This is a genomic window from Pedobacter sp. AW31-3R (assembly GCF_052180285.1).
Lineage (GTDB): Bacteria > Bacteroidota > Bacteroidia > Sphingobacteriales > Sphingobacteriaceae > Pedobacter.
In genome coordinates, this window is the sequence record NZ_CP197475.1 from 5357047 (window position 1) to 5376824 (window position 19778).

At 44.9% G+C, this 19778-nt stretch carries 13 protein-coding genes; 5 read left to right on the forward strand and 8 right to left on the reverse strand.

Going from position 1 to position 19778, the window contains the following annotated elements:
- Positions 1–38 precede the first annotated feature (38 nt).
- From ACSBL2_RS22010 to ACSBL2_RS22020, 3 genes are all read right to left on the reverse strand, one after another.
- Entirely contained in the window at positions 39–2699 is a 2661-nt protein-coding gene (locus tag ACSBL2_RS22010) for an outer membrane beta-barrel protein (RefSeq protein ID WP_442588713.1), read from the reverse strand.
- A gap of 422 nt (positions 2700–3121) precedes the next feature.
- A complete protein-coding gene (locus ACSBL2_RS22015; protein WP_442588714.1) occupies positions 3122–3850 on the reverse strand; it encodes an acyl-CoA desaturase in 729 nt (242 codons plus the stop codon).
- Positions 3851–4026: 176 nt separating this feature from the next.
- Positions 4027–4524, reverse strand: a complete 498-nt coding sequence (locus ACSBL2_RS22020) for a phosphoheptose isomerase (protein WP_442588715.1) — start codon at positions 4522–4524, stop codon at positions 4027–4029.
- A gap of 260 nt (positions 4525–4784) precedes the next feature.
- Between ACSBL2_RS22020 and fabF the strand changes: the two genes are divergently transcribed.
- The gene (gene fabF, locus ACSBL2_RS22025; protein ID WP_442588716.1) at positions 4785–6029 is read left to right on the forward strand and encodes a beta-ketoacyl-ACP synthase II; all 1245 of its coding nucleotides are present in this window, start codon (positions 4785–4787) and stop codon (positions 6027–6029) included.
- Between the two features lie 53 nt (positions 6030–6082).
- Here the strand turns inward: fabF and ACSBL2_RS22030 are convergent, their stop codons facing one another.
- From ACSBL2_RS22030 to ACSBL2_RS22050, 5 genes are all read right to left on the reverse strand, one after another.
- Positions 6083–7174 carry a glycoside hydrolase family 43 protein gene (locus tag ACSBL2_RS22030; RefSeq protein ID WP_442588717.1) on the reverse strand — a complete coding sequence of 364 codons (1092 nt, stop codon included), beginning with the start codon at positions 7172–7174 and terminating at the stop codon, positions 6083–6085.
- Positions 7175–7255: 81 nt separating this feature from the next.
- On the reverse strand, positions 7256–8428 hold the full coding sequence (gene uxuA, locus ACSBL2_RS22035) for a mannonate dehydratase (protein ID WP_442588718.1): 1173 nt from the start codon (positions 8426–8428) through the stop codon (positions 7256–7258).
- Positions 8429–8460: 32 nt separating this feature from the next.
- Complete coding sequence (locus ACSBL2_RS22040; RefSeq protein WP_442588719.1) at positions 8461–9201, reverse strand: SDR family NAD(P)-dependent oxidoreductase; 741 nt, start codon at positions 9199–9201, stop codon at positions 8461–8463.
- A 16-nt stretch (positions 9202–9217) separates the two neighbouring features.
- Positions 9218–10264: a LacI family DNA-binding transcriptional regulator gene (locus ACSBL2_RS22045; RefSeq protein ID WP_442588720.1), complete on the reverse strand. Its 1047-nt coding sequence runs from the start codon at positions 10262–10264 to the stop codon at positions 9218–9220.
- A 106-nt stretch (positions 10265–10370) separates the two neighbouring features.
- Positions 10371–11399 carry a LacI family DNA-binding transcriptional regulator gene (locus tag ACSBL2_RS22050; protein ID WP_442588721.1) on the reverse strand — a complete coding sequence of 343 codons (1029 nt, stop codon included), beginning with the start codon at positions 11397–11399 and terminating at the stop codon, positions 10371–10373.
- A gap of 122 nt (positions 11400–11521) precedes the next feature.
- Between ACSBL2_RS22050 and ACSBL2_RS22055 the strand changes: the two genes are divergently transcribed.
- The 4 genes from ACSBL2_RS22055 (at position 11522) to ACSBL2_RS22070 (ending at position 19777) form a co-directional block, all read left to right on the forward strand.
- Positions 11522–12997 carry a xylulokinase gene (locus ACSBL2_RS22055; protein ID WP_442588722.1) on the forward strand — a complete coding sequence of 492 codons (1476 nt, stop codon included), beginning with the start codon at positions 11522–11524 and terminating at the stop codon, positions 12995–12997.
- Between the two features lie 50 nt (positions 12998–13047).
- Positions 13048–14379: a xylose isomerase gene (gene xylA / locus ACSBL2_RS22060; protein ID WP_442588723.1), complete on the forward strand. Its 1332-nt coding sequence runs from the start codon at positions 13048–13050 to the stop codon at positions 14377–14379.
- A gap of 430 nt (positions 14380–14809) precedes the next feature.
- Positions 14810–17917 (forward strand): SusC/RagA family TonB-linked outer membrane protein, encoded by a 3108-nt coding sequence (locus tag ACSBL2_RS22065; protein ID WP_442588724.1) that lies wholly within the window; start codon positions 14810–14812, stop codon positions 17915–17917.
- Between the two features lie 18 nt (positions 17918–17935).
- Positions 17936–19777 carry a RagB/SusD family nutrient uptake outer membrane protein gene (locus ACSBL2_RS22070; protein WP_442588725.1) on the forward strand — a complete coding sequence of 614 codons (1842 nt, stop codon included), beginning with the start codon at positions 17936–17938 and terminating at the stop codon, positions 19775–19777.
- Position 19778: the final 1 nt, after the last annotated feature.

Below are 19778 nucleotides of genomic sequence, written 5' to 3' on the forward strand. Positions count from 1 at the left end.
ATTGCATCCTCTTTTTTTATGGGTTAAACTGCCCCTGTTTAACTGCCAAAACTTTGCAGCCTGACATTCAAACTCAATAAGAAATACCGTGTGATCTGGTTGGTCTGGCTTTCTGTAATCGTATTGTCCGAAACTACCCTGTCCAGATTGTTTCCCTGTTTTAACAAGTCATTCCCTTCAATTTTCAGGCTGGCCATTCTGTTTTTAAAGAATGTTTTCTCTACATAGCCCCTAATCAGCAAAGGATTCGAAGCGGCAACGGAATACCCTTTATTGATTGTTTTTGAAGCTACGACCCCGGCTGTGAGACTCTTGATGATAAATGTCTTGATATCTGCATTAAACATCCAGGTCTGTACCGTATTGGAAACAGATTCCGCTAAGGAAGAGGTATTGCTCTGGTAATTATAATTCACATCAGAAGACACCATCATCCATTTCTGATTCATTCTCATCGACAATCCCTGACTTAAATTTAAACCGTCATTGAAGTTCTTCTGATTGTCAGCATAAGATACCCGGCGGTTGTAATTCATTCCTCCTTTAAATTCAATGCTGTATTTCTTTTTTTCAATAGGGATAGACCAGAAATAATTTCCTCCCAAGCCATAATTGCCATTGGTATTGTCATACCTGGTTTCACGTCTGAAGCTTTCCGTGCCCGCGATAGTTTCCGGAATCAGCACGGTATTGCTCACCACCTGGTCCTGCACTGCCGTCCCTCTCAGGGAAAGCTGTAATGTCCGCCCACTGCTCATGTCCATTTGGCGGTAACTTAAATTCAGGAGGTGATTAAAAGCCGTTTTTAACTCCGGATTTCCAATAATCACATTTTGCAGGTCCCTCGTGTCATTCACCGGTTGCAGCTGATCAAATGAGGGAGCTACACTATTGCCGTTGTAATTCAGGCTCAGCATGCGCTGGGCTGAAAACTTGAAGTTTATTCGTGCTACCGGCGCGATATTAAATCCCGCGCGCTGGATTTTATCTGTCCGTCCTTCATAGGCACCACTCAGAAAATTAGGCTGGGCACTTGCACCGATACTGTAGTCCAGCTTTTCGGTATCGTAACGGTAATTCACTTCAATATTGTGCGTGCTGAAAGTAGAGCTGTATTTATTACTGAGCGAGTCGATACGTCCAAATACACCGTTGATGTCATTTGCCTGTGTTTCCAGCGCATTGGTGGTACGGGTCAAGGAAAACTGATAGCTGAAATCGATACTCTTCTTTGCGGCCGAATCTTTCGGATTGTTCAAAGGCTCGGTAAAGGAAAAGTTGGTGGTTAATCCTTTGGACAGGTTACGTGTATCGACCAGCCTGTTCAACACAGAATCCCGCAACGGTAAGTCCCTATTGTCATAATACCTGATCAGGTTATCCAGATTTTCAGTATTGTCTGTTGTCCCGCTAGTGAGGGTAATGCCCGCAGAAAGGTTTCTTCCCTCCCTTTTAAATTTTCTGCCCATGGAAAATTCGGCGTTCAGGTTCGGATTTTTCTGCCTGGAACTGCTGTTGGTATTGATGTCCTGACGGTTGATATCTTCCTGGGTATAGTTTTGTATAGAAGACAATAAGGAGTTGTTATTCGTTCCCGCTAAGGTTCCACGGATATTCCCACGGAAAAAGTTCAGCTCGTTCTGTGACTGCAACTCCAGCATCAGGTTATGGGTATTGCTCTTTCCGGCATTTTCAGTGGCCGACTGGTTGAACAGAATTCCTTTGGGAAGTGTGGTTTCTATATAGCTCTGATTCTTACTTTCATTTTTGTTAAACCCATAAGCATACATCCCGCTAACCACCAGGTTCTTATTTGCACTGTTGCGGTAATTTAATCCCACATTGGTATTCGTATTGATCCCGGCACCGGTATCTGTATTACTGGCATCGCCGTTTAAACCAATCTGTTTTGTCTCCTGCCACAGGTTTTTATTCAGGTTTAAGGCATAGCGGTCGTTAGTCCCCGCACTTGCCCCTATCCCGCTGAAAGATCCCCTATTCCTGTTGGGTTTCAGCACCAGGTTAAGGATCTTCTGCGGCTCTCCTTTTTTGACGCCCGTAAAATTTGCCTTATCCCCATAATCATCCACCACCTGAATTTTGCTCACAATATCGGCTGGCAATTCGGAAATGAATTTCTTTACATCACCGGTAAAGAAGTCTTTACCATTCACGCGTATTTTGGTCAGCGCCTTACCTGCAGAAGTGGCATTGCCATCTTTATCGATTTCTACTCCCGGCAATTGTTTCATCAGGTCTTCCACCCTGTCATTTTCACGTACGACGTAAGCATCTGCATTAAATTCAACAGTATCTTTTAATACCCGCATCGGAACAATTTTACCTTTAATGACCACCTCACTCAGTTCCTGGGAAGACGATTTGATCACAATATCAGGCAGGGTAAGCTGATCATTTTTGAGGGTATAATTTTTGCTGAACGAAATATACCCTATACTTCTTACGAGTAAAGAAATATCGCCGGATTTTACAGCGGAGAAACTGAATCTCCCTGCGGTATCTGTACTGCTAATTAAGGTATCTTTTCCGGTGATAAGGCGCACATTGGCTCCTGGAATACCCATATCCGTAGTATCCCGTACTATACCGGACAGTTTATGGCCCTGCTGCGCCTGCGTCTTCAGCTGACAAAATAAATTTAGTACCAGGAATACTAAAAGAGTGATGTTTATTTTCAAAATAATATTTAGAAGATGCGAATATCTGAATTGTAATTCTATCTAACGCCGCATTGGTAAAAATATTCTTTAATTAAACAACTTATTGCCGGTCAGTAAATTCAATACCCTTCCCCGGTCTAATAGTCAGCGTTTTATGAAGGATTCAGGCGGGCATTCGGACTCCATACGGATAAATGGATCCGTCATGCCAAGTTTATGATATCAACTTTTAGGTAAAGAAGTCTTCTTATGAAGATTTCGGGCCTTATCCCGCAATAGAAAATTATTGAATGTTTTCCCGTATGAAATGAAATTAGCGCCTATTGCTTCCAAGATGACACAATTCACTGAAGCAGTGGTGTTAAACACAGGATAAAAAAACAGCCCCTGTACTATAGGAGCTGTTTCTGACTGATATGGTGTGTGTGTAATGGCGTTGACTAGGTCTTCCTGATCCTGATGATACGCATCCAGTGCATTAATTTCATCAGTGGATAGGTAGGGTCAAACTCGAACCACCTGGAGGCGAAGTTCGGGTTATTCGGTTTTTTATGGTGATTATTCTGGAAAAGCTCTCCCATCATCAGAAAATCAAGTGGCAGGGAATTTTTACTGTGGTCATCATTATCATGGTTGGCATAGCCATATTTATGTCCGCACCAGTTGACAATTGCGCCGTGTAAAGGTCCCATCAGGAAATGTATGGGAAGTAACAGGAACATCCACCAAGAGGTAGCAAAAGTGACGTAAAACCAGATATAGAAACTGATAAACACGGTTCTTGTTATCCAGGAATCGCCGATCCTGTCAATTAAAGGCCATGAAGGATACTTATCCCTGAACTGCTCTTCCGGCTCTTCATTGTACTTGGCATAATTCAGGTAGATATTTTTTGTCTGGATCATCATTCCCCATACATCTTTTACAAAGTGTGGTGAATGCGGATCCTTCTCTGTATCGCTGAAAGCATGGTGCATACGGTGTAAGATCGCATAGGCGCGGGGATTCAGAAAAGATGAGCCTTGTGATAAAAAAGTAATGGCATAAAAGAACTTCTCCCAAAAACCATTCATTTTAAACATTTTATGCGAAGCATAACGGTGTAAAAAAAAGGTTTGTGAAAAGAGGGATAAAAACCAGTGTAAAAGAAAAAATATTAAAATAATCATAATAGGTATAGATATACTAACGGAAACTGCTCTGCATCAGATGTTCAAATGACAAATATAAGGTTACAGAAGCGAATTGGAAGGAGTTGGAAATTGCGGAAAGTAAAAATAAGGATACCCTGCCTGGCGGCAGGATATCTATAAATGGTATTTAATTCAAAATATAATAGAATTGCCTATCTGCCGAAATCATCAGAAACACGGACAATATCTGATTCATCAGATGGATTTGATGGATCGGTGTGCTGCCAGATTTCAGAAACGATACCCCAGTCATCCAAACCTACCAATCGGTGTCTTTCCCCTTGTTTAAGTTTAATGGTATGGGATGGTGGCAACTGCTGAACATCACCCTGTTCGTCTGTTTCACTGGTAATTACCCCTACAGTACCACTGACTACACGCCATATTTCCGCACGGCGGTGGTGATATTGCCAGGATAGACGGGTATTGGGTGCCACGATTAAAATTTTTGGACTCAATTTTCCTGAAATCTTTAAATCCTCAACGTTTAAGCCATCAAAATAAACATTGGCAAATTGCTGTGCCTGCTCTTCATCAATAACAAAAAAACCTCCCCATGGACGGGTCTCATCACGATTAACGACGTTAAAACCTTCAATTTTAAGTCTTTGCGCTACACTATCGAATATTTCTTTTTTCTGATCTGACATTCTTATAAAATTATGGTCTTCAAATATAATCATCTCAACTTAAATCTTTTCATCCCGCAGCAATATCATTATTCCTTTACACACAACAACTTTACAAAATTCGGTTTGTAGATTCTGAGCAATTGATTATATATATTCGTATTTTCGCACAAAATATAAAATTACAAGATTTATACCAATTGGTATAAAATATAATCTTACTTTTGAAATCTTATTCCGCAGCGCGTAAAAATGCTGAGCAATTATTAATTATAAATGATATGTTAAAAAGAGTTGTTATCACAGGAATCGGGGCATTAACGCCACTCGGGAATGATGTAAATACTTTCTGGAGCAATACTGTTGCCGGTAAAAGCGGTGCAGCAAAAATAACCCGTTTCGATGCTTCCCTGTTCCGCACGCAGTTTGCCTGCGAACTGAAAGATTATGATGTGACAAAATATTTAGACCGGGCTGATATCAAAAGAACAGACCGCTTTACACAATATGCACTTGTGGCTTCAGATGAAGCAATTAAAGATTCAGGTTTTGAATTCGATAAAATGGATCCTTTTGACGTTGGCGTGATCTGGGGATCAGGTCAGGGCGGTATGGATACGTTTGAACAACAGGCTTCTGAATTTGCGTTGGGCAATGGACAACCCCGTTACAGCCCTTTCTTTGTTCCTAAACTGATTGCCAATATGGCATCCGGCATGATTTCTATCCGTAATGGATATATGGGGATCAACTATACTACCGTTTCTGCCTGTGCAACTTCGAATACAGCAATTATGGATGCCTTTACCTATATCCGTATGGGAAAAGCCAAAGTAATCATTACCGGCGGCTCTGAAGCACCGATATCTGCTTCCTCTGTAGGTGGTTTCTGTGCCATGAAAGCCATGTCAGCACAAAATGACACCCCAGAAACAGCATCAAAACCATTTGATGTGAACCGTGATGGATTCGTGATGGGTGAAGGTGCGGGTGCATTGGTACTGGAAGAATATGAACATGCAGTTAAACGCGGTGCGAAGATCTATGGTGAACTGGGCGGTGCTGCAATGACAGCAGATGCTTACCATATGACTGCTACACACCCTGAAGGACTTGGTGCTTCCCATGCCATGAAACTTGCCCTGGAAGAAGCAGGACTGACGATTTCTGATATCAGTTACCTGAATACCCATGCAACTTCAACCCCGGTGGGTGACCTTTCTGAGACTAAAGCAGTGACCACGCTGTTGGGCACAGAGAAAAACAACCTGCTGATCAGTGCAACAAAATCAATGACCGGTCACCTTTTGGGTGCTGCAGGTGCAATTGAGGCTATCATTTGCCTGTTGTCCATGAGAGACGGCGTAGTTCCTCCGACAATCAATACGACGGAACTTGACCCGGCAATTCCTGGTCACCTTAACATCGTGATTAAAGAAGCAGTACAGGCTAAAGTTAAACATACCATGAGCAATACGTTCGGCTTCGGTGGCCACAACGGTATTATTGTATTTAAATCTATATAAGGTAAGTTAAAACAGAAAAGCCTCAGTACGGTTTCGTACTGAGGCTTTTCTGTTTATTTCCCATAAGGATTGATCGTTTGTATACTTCCATCTGCCTCATGCTGCAAACCGGTAACTTTTACATTCCTGAGGAAGGTTTTACCTCCGGATACCTCTGTATCATGGTAGAATAACAACCATTTGCCTTTGTACTCCAGAATAGAATGGTGGGTAGTCCAGCCAACCACCGGACTAAGCAACACTCCCTGGTAAGTAAATGGCCCATAAGGACTGTCGCCTGTGGCATATACCAGCTGATGGGTATCACCAGTGGAGTAAGAAAAATAATATTTCCCCTGGTATTTGTGCATCCAGGCTCCTTCAAAGAAGCGTCTGCCATGGTCGCCCCCAAGGAGTGGCTTTCCCTGCTGATCGAGAATAACCACGTCCTTCACCGCCCCGGAGAACTGTTTCATATCGGGATTTAACAGTGCTACCTTTGCCGTCAATGCAGCAGCAGTGCTGTCTCCGAGATCAGTTTTGGAACCATTTTCATCATATTGACCTTTGCTCCAACGTTGTAGCTGTCCCCCCCAGATCCCCCCAAAATACATATAGGACTGGCCATCACTATCGGTAAATACTGCAGGATCAATACTGTAACTTCCTTCAATAGGTTTGGCCTCCGGAACAAAAGGCCCGGAAGGAGAGGAGGAAGTTGCCACCCCAATCCTAAAAACATCTTTTTTATCCTTTACCGGAAAATAAAGGTAATACATGCCATTCTTGAATGCTGCGTCTGGCGCCCATAGCTGCCTGCCTGCCCATGGAATATCTTTAACGCTAAGGGCAATGCCATGATCTTTCACTTTTCCACCGATACTGTCCATAGAGAAGATATGGTAGTCCTGCATATCAAAGTGATCCCCATTGTCATTTTCAGGTTTGCCAGACTCGATATCATGTGAAGGGTAAATATAAATTTTATCTTCAAAAACATGTGCGGAAGGGTCTGCAGTATAGATTTCAGTGATCAGCGGTTTGGAGATCGCTCCTTTAAATGCAGGATTTTCTTTGGCTTTTTCTTGTGCGTTACACGCGCCCAGCAATACCAGCGGTACGCCAAGTAAAAGGAGGGTATCCCTGTTCATCAGTCTTTTCATCATATTTGGTTTTTTATTGGTTATGAAGTTATCCTATTTGGTTCTTTAAGTTTTATGCGGGAATGTTGCCCGGGTAATCAAAAATTATCCGGTTCCTGATCCCGTTATTCCAAGCTCCAGTCCCCTTAATTCTGCCAGACCTTTAAGGCGGCCGATTGCGGAATAACCGGGATATGTTTTTTTCTGAAGATCATCCAGCAGCTGATGTCCGTGATCAGGGCGCAAAGGCAAAGAAACCTGTGTTTCCTGCATCAGCTCAATCAGCTTTTTCATGATCCGGTACATATCTACATCCCCATCCAGATGCGCTGCTTCATAAAAATTCCCAGCAGTATCTTTTGTGGTATTCCTTAAATGGACAAAGTGGATTAACCTCCCGAAGTCGGAAATGATTCCTTCCAGATCATTCGACGGAAGTATACTTAACGATCCGGTACAATAACAAAATCCATTTGAAGAAGAAGGAGAACAGGCAGCAATAAAAGCCAGGTCTTCCGCCGTACTGACAATACGCGGCAAGCCCAATATGGAATAGGGTGGGTCATCAGGATGTATGGCCATCTTTATCCCCACTTCTTCCGCCTGGGGAATGATTTCCTGAAGAAACGCATGGAGATGGACTTTGAGTGTATGCCTGTCGATCTCGGCATAGGTTTGCAATGCCTTAAGAATAAGTGCTGGTGTAAAGGGCTCATCAGAACCTGGCAGTCCGAGCAAGGTACTCTTAAAAAGATGCGCCTTCTCTTCAGCAGACATGCTGTCAAACCGTTCAGCAGCCTGCCTGATTTCTGATGCGGTATATTCTTTTTCCGCCCCTGGCCTGTTCAGCAGGAAAAGATCGAAAACCAGGAAGGCCAGCCTTTCAAATCGCAGTGCTTTGCCCCCCCCGGGCATAGGATAAGCAGGATCTGTTCTCATCCAGTCGAGTACCGGCATAAAGTTGTAGGTCACCACTTTTATACCGCAGCTGCCCAGGTTTTTCAGACTCTGTTTATAATTGCCGACCAGTTCTTCAAATTTACTATTCTTTGTTTTTATCCCTTCATGCACGGGTAGGCTTTCCACCACATGCCAGCACATCCCCGCTTCCTCGATGAGATGCTTTCGTTTCCTGATTTCTTCGACAGGCCATACCTCCCCTACGGGAATGTGGTGTAATGCCGTGACTACTGCCGAGCAGCCTGCCTGCCTGATGTCACTCAGTTTTACCGGATCATTTTCACCAAACCAGCGCATACTTTGTTCGAATTTCACCATAACAATCGATTGTCTTTTTGGGTTAAAAAAAATTAGAAGCCTATGGAATTCCCGCCATCCACCGGTACGATCACTCCAGTCACATATTTTGAGCTTTCTGAGCTCAGGTAATATACTGCCCCTGCCACATCCTCTGGAAGTCCTAAATAGCCCATGGGGGTTCTGGAAAGCACTTTGCTCTTTCTTTCCGGGTCGCTGTCGAGTGCCTTGGATGACATCGCTGTTTTAATAAATCCCGGAGCCACACAGTTGACACGGATACCGAGTGGGGAAAGTTCTACGGCCATGGCTTTGGTCATCCCTTCTATGGCCGACTTTGCCGCTGTATAAGCGATGACTTTGGGGATACCATATTGTGCAGCCATAGAACTGATGTTGACAATAGCACCGCTTCCGGCACTGATCATCACCTTGCTCACTTCCCTGCTCATGGCAAAAACAGCAAGGACATTGGTATGGATAATATGGTAGAAATCGGTATCTGTGACTTCCAGAAAAGGTTTCTTCTGATTGATCCCTGCATTATTCACCAGGATATCAATTGTGCCCAATTCTGCTGCAATGCTACTGATACAGTCTGGGATTTCCGTAATCTGCTGCAGGTCCAGCACCTTGTAACTACACAATTCTCCAAGTTCTGCGACTGCCGCCCGAAGCGAATCTTCATTTCTTCCGATGATCACCGTCCTGACCTTTTCTTCCACCAGCTTCCGGCTGATTGCAAAACCAAGCCCTGAAGCCCCCCCGGTAACTATAGCAATTTTTGTTTTCATAATGATGTATGTTCGTTCACATTTGCAGGAAATCCGCTTTCTTTTTTAAGGAGGATTCCCTGATCAGCAACTGGGATTTCAGAATAATGGTGTTGGTCAGTGCCCCATCACTTTCACCGTTAACCAGGTTGATCAGGTTCCTTGCTGCCAGTTTCCCCATCTCCTCACCAGGATAGTTCACCGTAGTCAGCATAGGGGCAGAAATTCTGGAACTGATATCGTTGTTAAATCCTGCAATAGCCATATCTTCCGGAATCCGAAGTCCCGCGTCCTGAAATACTTTCATGCAGATCACCGCCGAAAGATCATTGGCGACAAATAAGGCGTCGGGCCGGTTTTTCATCTGGAGGATATGTTCTGCAGCTTTCACTGCCGACGCCTCAGTAAGGTCGGTTTCGAGAACAAGTTCTTCCCGATAAGGAATATGGTGTTCGGCAAGTGCCTTCTGATAGCCTGATTTTCTGTCTTCATAGACATTCCTCATCAGGCTACCCGTCAAGTGCGCAATACTTTTACAGCCCTGTGCGATCAGATGGGAAGTCACATCGTAACCTGCCTTGGTATTGTTGATCACGACTTTGTTAAAATCATCATTTTCAATCACCCTGTCCACAAACAGCAAGGGGATATGGTGGCGGATATATTCATCAAAGTGGTCGAGGTTCCTCGTATTGGCAGCTAAGTTGACGATAAGCCCGTCCACCCTATTGTGTAACATCGCTTTCGCATATTTGATTTCATTCTCTTCCAGCTCAAGCGATTGACTGATGAGCATGTTATAGCCTGCCCCATTCAGTTCCTTTTCTATTCCTGCAAGGATATCAGAAATGAAATAACTGTTCAGGCGGGGTACAATTACACCAATGGTATTGGTTCTCTGATTGCGAAGATTGCGGGCAAAGGTATTGAACCTGTATCCCATTTCATTTGCGGCATCGAAAATTTTCTTCTTCGTCCGCGGATTGACTGCAGGATTATCCTGAAGGCCGCGGCTGACTGTAGATGGTGCCAGGTTTAAGCGCTCAGCAATATCATAGATGGTTATAACTTTATCGGTCTTCATACTTTTCGTACCTTATGGGGGACTAAAGTAATGATTTTTTAATAAAATGCAATCCGTTGCATTATTTATTCATTCGTGATATAACAGGCCGGAAGCCTCCACAAACTCATTTTCTCTGGGTTGACTTCCTGACGATGAGTTTAGGCTTTATACTGACGATTTTAGGTTCCACATTCAGGTCAAAAACTTCCATTTCCTGGAAGTAAAGATTGGCAATGGTTTTACCCATGCTCATGCTGTACTGGTCGATAGTGGTAATAGAAGGGCTGGTAATTTCAGTAAAAGGTTCATTTGAATACCCACAGATCCCCAATTGGTCGGGTACAGAGATCCCTTTATCCGTAGCAGCCTCCAGTACACCCAGTGCAGAGAAGTCAGAGGTGGAGGCAAATATAGCATCAGGCGGTTCCGGCAGTTCCAGCAGGGTTGTCGTTCCCTGGGCTCCAAGCTCTTTGGTCCATGCATTTTCAATCATTAGTTCTTCCAGGATAGGCAGGCCATGTTTTCTGAGTGCAGAAAGATAGCCTTCCTTACGCTGCCGAAAGATATCAAGGTGTATCGGTCCCTCCAAAAGGGCAATTCTTTGGTATCCCTGATGAATCAGGTGCGTTACGGCTTCATAAGAAGCACGCTCATTGTCGTTGATGACCTTAAAAGTATCCAGTTCATCTACCACCCGGTCAAACTGGATAAGGCGGATCTGACGGTCAAGTACCTGCTGCAAATGATCGTGGCTGCCTGTTTCTGCCGCAATGGAAATGACAATACAGCTCACATGCTGGTTAATCAGCGCATTTACACAGTCGACCTCCCGTGCATGGAGTTCATTCGACTGGCAAATAATTAAATTATACCCCTTTTTATAGGTAATCTCTTCCAGTCCCGCGATGACATTGGAGAAAAATCCCTGGTTAATCCGGGGCACCACTACGCCAATGGTCGGATTATTTCCTTTCCTCAGATTTGAAGCCATCGCATTTTGCTGGTAATTCATCTCGGCGGCAGTTTTCAATACGAGTGCTTTGGTGGCTGCATTTACTTTATTGCTGTTGCTCAGTGCCCTGGAAACAGATGAAGCGGCGATATTCAGCCTTTGCGCAATGTCGTAGATCGTTGTTCTTTTCTGGCGTTTCATAATTAATTGTAAAAATGCAAAAAAATAATTGGGCAATCGATTGCGCAATAAAAATAATAACTTAAATTCGTTTCCCAATAACCAGGATATAAACCCAAGGGAATGTTAACACAAAAAATATTATGTTGTTACTAGGAATAGATATAGGAACATCCTCCATAAAAGTTGCCGTTGTGGATGCGGAAAGCCAGCGAGTGTTGAGTCAGGCACAATACCCTGAAGAAGAAAGCTTAATTACGGCCCTGCAGCCGGGCTGGGCGGAACAGTCGCCCGAAATGTGGTGGGACCACGTCCTGCATGCCTTTGATGCCTGCAAAAAAACAGGAAAATTTAATCCCCATGACATTTCATCGATAGGAATCGCTTACCAGATGCATGGATTGGTACTGGTTGATAAAGAACAGCAACTGTTGCGGGACAGCATCATCTGGTGTGACAGCAGGGCAGTAGAATTGGGAAATGCAGCATTTGAAGCGCTGGGTGAAGCGCACTGCCTCTCCCATCTGCTGAATTCCCCGGGAAACTTTACGGCCTCAAAACTGGCATGGGTCAAACAGAACGAACCGGAAACCTATGCCCGCATCGATAAATTTATGCTGCCGGGTGACTTCATTGCCATGAAGCTGACCTCAACAATCACCACCAGTATTTCCGCACTGTCGGAAGGGATCTTCTGGGACTTCCAGACCAACAGTGTATCAGCAGCGCTGATGGACTATTATGGTTTCGAGCATTCCCTGATCCCGGAAATTAAACCGGTATTTGCTGAACATGGGCGTGTAAGCAGTCCTATTGCGCAGCTAACCGGCCTTGCAGAAGGTACACCGGTAACTTATAAGGCTGGCGACCAACCCAACAATGCCCTGTCCCTTAACGTGCTGCAACCCGGTGAAGTTGCTGCCACTGCAGGTACTTCAGGTGTAATTTACGGGGTAAGCGATCAGCTTGCCTATGATCCGCAATCACGTGTAAATACGTTCGCCCATGTGAACCATACGGAAGAAGAAAAACGCTTAGGGGTACTGCTTTGCATTAACGGAACCGGGAGTTTAAACCGCTGGACAAAAAATCTTTTCGGTTCCTCGGTCAGTTATGCCCAGATGAATGCCGAAGCCTCCAGGATAAAAATTGGTTCAGAAGGTCTACGGATCCTCCCTTTTGGGAATGGTGCCGAGCGCATGCTCAATAACAGGCTCGTCGGTGTACATTTTCACCATATCGACCTCAATGTCCATACACAATCACACCTCTTCCGCGCTGTGCAGGAAGGCATCGCCTTCGCATTCCGCTATGGACTGGACATCATGCGTTCCAATGGATTAAATCCGACCGTAATCCGTGCCGGAAAAGCCAACCTCTTTTTGAGCAACCTGTTTCTCGAAGCATTTGTAAACAGTACTGGGGTACCGGTAGAATTGTATGAAAATGACGGCAGTGTGGGTGCAGCGCTGGGTTCCGGCATCGGAGCGAAGACATTTTCCATACCGGCAGAAGCTTTCAGCAATGTAAAACCGCTGCAACTGGTAGAGCCATCGAGCACAGCGGTTTATGAGCCCGAGTATCAGGACTGGTTGTACTTCTTAAATAAACAGGATTAAATTCCTGCAGGAACAAAATTCAAATAAAAAATACGATAAATAATTCAGATATGACAAATGTAATTACAGGAGAGAAAGAATTCTTCAAAGGAATTGGACAGGTAAAATTTGAAGGCCTTGAATCAGACAATCCACTGGCCTTTCGCTGGTACGATGAAAACAGGGTTATTGCTGGTAAAACAATGAAAGAACACCTGCGTTTTGCGGGAGCATACTGGCATTCCTTTGTGGCTACAGGGGGCGATCAGTTCGGAGAAGGTACACTTAACCATCCCTGGAATGAAAAAGCTGATGCTGTAGAACGCGCGAAAGATAAGATGGATGCTGCTTTTGAATTTTTGACTAAAGTAAACCTTCCATACTACTGTTTCCATGATGTGGACCTGGTAGACTTTACAAATGACGTACAAGAGAATGAAAGACGCCTGCAGGCTATTGTGGATTATGCAAAGCAAAAGCAGGCAGCGAGTGGGGTGGAATTACTTTGGGGTACAGCCAACCTGTTTTCTAACCGCAGATATATGAATGGTGCCTCTACCAATCCAAACTTCCATGTACTTGCCCATGGTGCTGCACAGGTAAAAGCGGCCCTGGATGCTACAATTGCCCTGGGTGGTGAAAACTATGTATTCTGGGGTGGTCGCGAAGGTTACATGAGCCTGCTGAATACCAATATGAAACGCGAGAAAGAACATCTTGCACAATTCCTGCATGCCTCGAAAGATTATGCACGCAGCCAGGGTTTTAAAGGGACTTTCCTGATTGAACCAAAACCATGTGAGCCTACCAAACACCAGTATGACTATGATGCTTCTACCGTAATTGGCTTCCTTCGTCAATATGACCTGCTGGAAGATTTCAAGCTGAACCTGGAAGTTAACCATGCTACACTTGCCGGACACACCTTCACCCATGAGCTTCAGGTCGCTGCAGATGCAGGCCTGCTGGGCTCTATGGACGCAAACAGGGGAGATTATCAGAATGGATGGGATACTGACCAGTTCCCTAATGACATCAATGAAGTCACGGAAGCCATGCTGGTTGTTCTTGAAGCCAATGGATTACAGGGTGGCGGTATCAATTTCGATGCAAAAATCAGAAGGAATTCCACCGATGTAGCAGATATATTCTATGCACACATTGGCGGAATGGACACTTTTGCAAGGGCATTGGTGACGGCAGACCAGATTCTGCAGCATTCCGACTATAAAAAAATCCGCAGCAACAGGTATGCTTCATTTGATACCGGTGCAGGAAAAGATTTTGAAAATGGTAAACTTAACCTGGTAGACCTGCGCAACTATGCAGTTGAAAAAGGCGAACCTGAAACATTAAGCGGACAGCAGGAACTGCTGGAGAACCTGATCAACAGGTTCATTTAATTCCCCTGCCCCGGCTTTCCTGTTGACACTGACCTGATCAGCAGCTTAGCGGTCGAACTGATCGTGTGAAACCGGATACAAAACTTAAGCCTCCTGATTTTCCAGGGGGCTTTTTTATGGCTTCCCCTTCCTTATTTCTTCCCTCCTACCCCTCCTCTCGGCAAATTACGGCTTTGCTTCTTTTTGTATCATACCCATATCTCAAAATATGCAATCGGTACACCCTCATAAAATAGCCTTTTTAGTGTATTAGAAGCCATAAAAAAGGAAAAATAAAAATATTAATTGCAATCGATTGCAAATTCACAATTAATTTATACTTTTATCCTAACCAAATATACCAGGGCTGTATTCCCTCCTCATAATAAGACAGATACAGCCTGGGATAATTAAAACATCAGATCAATACTGTGAATTAATTTAAACCCTTATGAAAAGACCTAGACAAAAAAAACTCTTCAGGTGTGTACTGCTGCTCTTATTGCTGAACCTCACTCCTGCTGTGCTTTTCGCACAAAAAATTTTAAAGGGAAAAGTTCTGGATGAAAAGAATGTACCCTTGCAGGGTGCCGGTGTAAAACTTAAATCCTCCGGCAAAGCAACCGTGACCCTGGCCGATGGCAGCTTTACCCTGAATGCCCCTGCAAATGAAACCGCAATCATTGTCACCTATATTGGTTATCCGACCCAGGAGATCGAAATCAAAAGTACCCTAACCAATTATACCATTGTACTTACACCCGATTCCAAAAACCTGAATGAGGTGGTTGTGATCGGTTACGGAACGCAAAAACGTAAAGATGTGACAGGTTCTGTGGTCTCTGTGAGTGGCAATACCCTGCGGGAAGTCCCTTCAGCCAACGTCCAGCAGGCCTTGCAGGGTAGGGCAGCCGGTGTGGAAGTACAGGCTGTAGGCACCAGGCCGGGCGCAGGTGCACAGATCAGAATTCGCGGAGAACGCTCTATCCAGGCCGGAAACGATCCTTTGATCGTGCTCGACAACATCCCTTACAGCGGCTCTATTAATGACATCAATCCGAATGATATCGCCGCAATGGATATCCTGAAAGATGCCTCTGCAACAGCAATCTATGGATCCAGGGGAGCAAATGGTGTGATCCTCATTACCACCAAAAGAGGTGCCGCAGGTGCCACGCGCGTGAATATGAGCAGCTATTATGGGATCAGCAGCGTCACCCGCAAATACAAGGTTTATGATGCGGACCAATACCGTGCACTGCGTGACCTTTCCGTATTTACCCAGGGATACAATGCAGATGAGCAGGCAGGAATCGCTGAAGGAAGGAATACTGACTGGCAGGACCTCCTTTACAGAAATGGATTGATAACCGACCATAGCCTTAACATTTCAGGGGGCTCCGAGAAAAGCCAGTTTTCTGCTGGTGGGGGTTTCTTCAAGCAAACCACGGTATTGCCAGGGCAGGATTTTATTCGCGGTACGATAAAAGCGACGGCCGATTTTACATTGAACGATCGTGTAAAAATAGGCTTCAATAACCTGACGAATTATAATATTACCCATGGATCCCAGTTTCCGGCAAATGTGTTTCCTCTGCTGACGCTAAGTCCCCTGGCTTCCCCCTACCATGCCGACGGATCCATCAACCTCAAGCCTGCAGGGAATGTTGACGATTTTAACACGACCTATAACCCTCTGCTGCTCCGTAGCGATAAAGATGCGTCTGTAGACAGGGTTCGCCGTTTCCATTCCTTCAACAGCATGTTTGGGGAGGTGAAAATCATTGAGGGATTAAAATACCGCCTGAATGTGGGGCTTGATTTCCAGCAGGAAGAGGGCGCACAATTTCAGGGAACTGACAGCTATTTCAGGCCTAGCACCTACAATACAGCAGCAGTAAATAATGCTTCTGCTACCAAATATAACCTGGATAACCTCCTTACCTATGAGAAAACCTTTGCAGAAAAACACCGCATCAGTGTCACCGCACTCTTCGGTTTTGAGCAGGAACAAACACACAATACTTCTGTCAGAAAAGATTCTATTACGGCCGATTTTGTCCAGTTCTATAACCTGGGATTATCCTCCTCCTCACCAGCAGCGGTTCTAAATGGTGCGGAGTCGAAATCATCTTTAGTTTCTATGATGCTCAGGGCAAATTATGTATACAATGATAAATACATGATTACCCTCACCGGCCGGCGCGATGGGTCTTCCAGACTTGGAGAAGGAAATAAATACAAATCATACCCCGCTGTTTCTGCAGGATGGATCATCAGCAATGAAAAGTTCATGCAGCAACTGCCTGCCATTTCAAATTTGAAACTGAGGGCAGGATTTGGGGTAACGGCCAATCAGGGTATTGCGGCATATAGTACTTTAGGCGGCCTGTCAGCCGTAAATACAGGTATTGGTGGAAATCCACAGGTCTTGTATAATTATGGTTCCACTATCGTCAACGGGTATTATGTAAGCCGGATTGTTGATCCTAACCTGGACTGGGAATATACTAAAACTACCAATATCGGATTGGATTTTGCCTTCTTTGCGAACCGACTGTCAGGAAGCGCAGAGTATTATACGGCCAGTACCACGAAATTATTATATGGCGTATCCCTTCCACCGACATCGGGGATAATTGACCCTTACCTTACCAACATTGGCAATGTAAAGAACAAAGGGATGGAATTCGCCATATCCAGTCAGAATATTGTATCAGACCGCGGAGGATTTACCTGGGGAACAGACCTGAACTTTTATTTCAACCGCAATAAACTGGTCGCCCTCAACGGTAACGTGACCTCAGTGGTAAACAGTCAGCTATTTGTTGGCGAACCGCTTAGTGCCATTTTTGATTATAAAAAATTAGGGATCTGGCAGCTGGATGAAGCGGAAGAGGCTGCAACATATGGTTTTGTTCCGGGACAGATCAAGCTGGAAGACCATAATGGTGACGGTAAGCTTACTGTAGACGATAAACATGTGATTGGGAACAGTCAGGCGAAGATTCAGGGTGGTCTGACCAACAGGTTCAGCTACAAGGGATTTGATTTTTCCTTTGTGCTTTACGGACGTTATGGAGGTACATTGATCAGCCAGGTCCACCAGCCCCTTGCCGGATACACGACCATTAACGATGGCAGGAGAAACCAGATCGCAGTAGATTACTGGACACCCACGAATCCTACCAATTTTTATCCATCGCCAAATGTCAACGGCGGACAAATTTCGTCTCCGCTGACAAGTGATGCAGGAAGTACCCTGGGTTATTTTGATGCCAGCTTTTTAAAAGTAAGGACCATTACCCTTGGCTATAACCTGAGTCAGACCTGGGCCAAAAGGATTGGTGCGCAAAACCTGAGGATCTATTGTTCCTCCCAAAATCCATTCATCCTTTTCTCTCCCTACGTCCGTGCAGGAGGCGTAGATCCTGAAGCAACAGGTCTGGGGAACCAGGGCGTTCAGAATCCGGGAAATATCTCCAGTCGCGCATTGACCATCGGGGTAACCACACCTTCCACCAAATCGATCATAGCAGGTATCAATATCACTTTATAATCTTTAACCATCGAAATTATGAAATCAACATATCAATTCTTTATCCTGTTGCTGGCTATGGTTTCCATCACAGGGAGCAGTTGTAAAAAGGCCCTCATTGAACAGCCCTATACCGCCTTTACAACGGATTATTACAAAACTGAAGGCGGTTTGCAGTCGGCAATCAATGCCGTATACGCGAATATGCGGTACGACTTTGGTCCCCTGGGAGCCGTAGGGCTAAGTAATGTAGGAACCGATGAGTTTACCTTTGGGGATCAGGTGACCTCAGGTCAGTTTTTAGAACTCGGCACCTACCAGATCCCACCTACCAATGGTGCCATCCTGACTCCCTGGAACAGGAATTACAATGGCATTAACCTCTGTAATGCCATACTGAAGTTCGCACCGGATGTAGCGATGGATGACAACCGAAGAAATGTCCTTATGGCTGAAGCAAGGTACTTAAGGGCACACCTCTACCTGCTGCTGGTAGAACATTTTGGGGCTGTGCCGATAGATCTCGGTTCGGGCGACCTGCAGTTTACCGAGGTACCCTACTATGGATTTAACAGGCTGCCTTTTAATGATATCTTAAAAAAGAACTACCAGGCGATGATTGACGACCTCACTTTCGCCAGTCAGCATCTCCCTGTTCAACGGCCGGGATCTACAAATGCCTCTCCTTCCGCCGGGAATTCCTCTTTCAAGCTGGCACAACCGGCAGCTTTACACCTGCTTGCCAAAGTTTACCTGTTCAGAGGGTATTCCGCAGTAAAAGAAGCTACGGATTTTAAAAATGCCTATACCACCGCAATGGAACTCATCAACAATAAGGCTAAATATGGGACAGACCTTTTACCTGATTATGGTCAGGTACACAAACAGGGAAATGATTACAACAGAGAAATCCTGTATTCGGTAGAACGACTTGCCTTAAACAATGCAGCGAATGAAACACTTGACCCCAGCACTGACTTTGCCAATAAAGTAAACATTGCCAACAACCTCTTTAATGCCAATTATCAAAATCAGATTACTGTTGATGGCGTAAGCCTGATTGATGACCGTCCACTGATCTATGGCAGGCCATTGCGGCAATTTGCACCAACGAGGTATGTTTCCAATACTGCTTTTTCCGATAAGGTGAATGATAGCCGCTGGGACCATACCTTCCGTACCTTATGGAAGGTAAATACAGTCAGGACAGGTGCCGACCTGCAGGCTTTTATTGCCAAACTGGCCACAATAGGCTTTAAAATTGGCGACACGGCCATTTACCTGCCTCTGACCACTGCACGTGCAAATCAGCTGGTCGCAGCAGGAAAAAAATACAAAATTGTGGGCCCGGACGATTGGTGGACCAACCAGACCAAAAAGACACAGCTGTATCCAAACCTTAAAAAGTATGATGACAGTCTGCGCAATAATCCCCAGGATGTTTCAGGAAGACCATTTATCGTTTCCAAACTTTCCGAGACCTACCTTACCGCGGCGGAAGCAGCAATGCAGGATGGCCATCCTTCAGATGCCGTTACCCTGATCAATGTATTGCGTACACGTGCAGCCTACCGTCCGGGACTTACGGCAGAACAGCTGGCCCAGAGAGTAGCGGCAATGCAGATAGGGCTGAGCCAGATTACCCTCGATTTTATTCTTGATGAGCGCACACGGGAACTGTGTGGTGAAAGCTTGCGCTGGGCAGACCTTGCGGTAAGGAACAAACTGGTAGACCGTGTGAAGTCTTACAACCCTGATGGAGCGGCAAATGTACAGAGTTTCCATAACCTGAGGCCTATTCCCCAGGACCAGATCAACAGTGTGGTTGATCCCGGCGGAGATGCCAACCGCAATAAATACCAGAATCCGGGCTACTATTAGA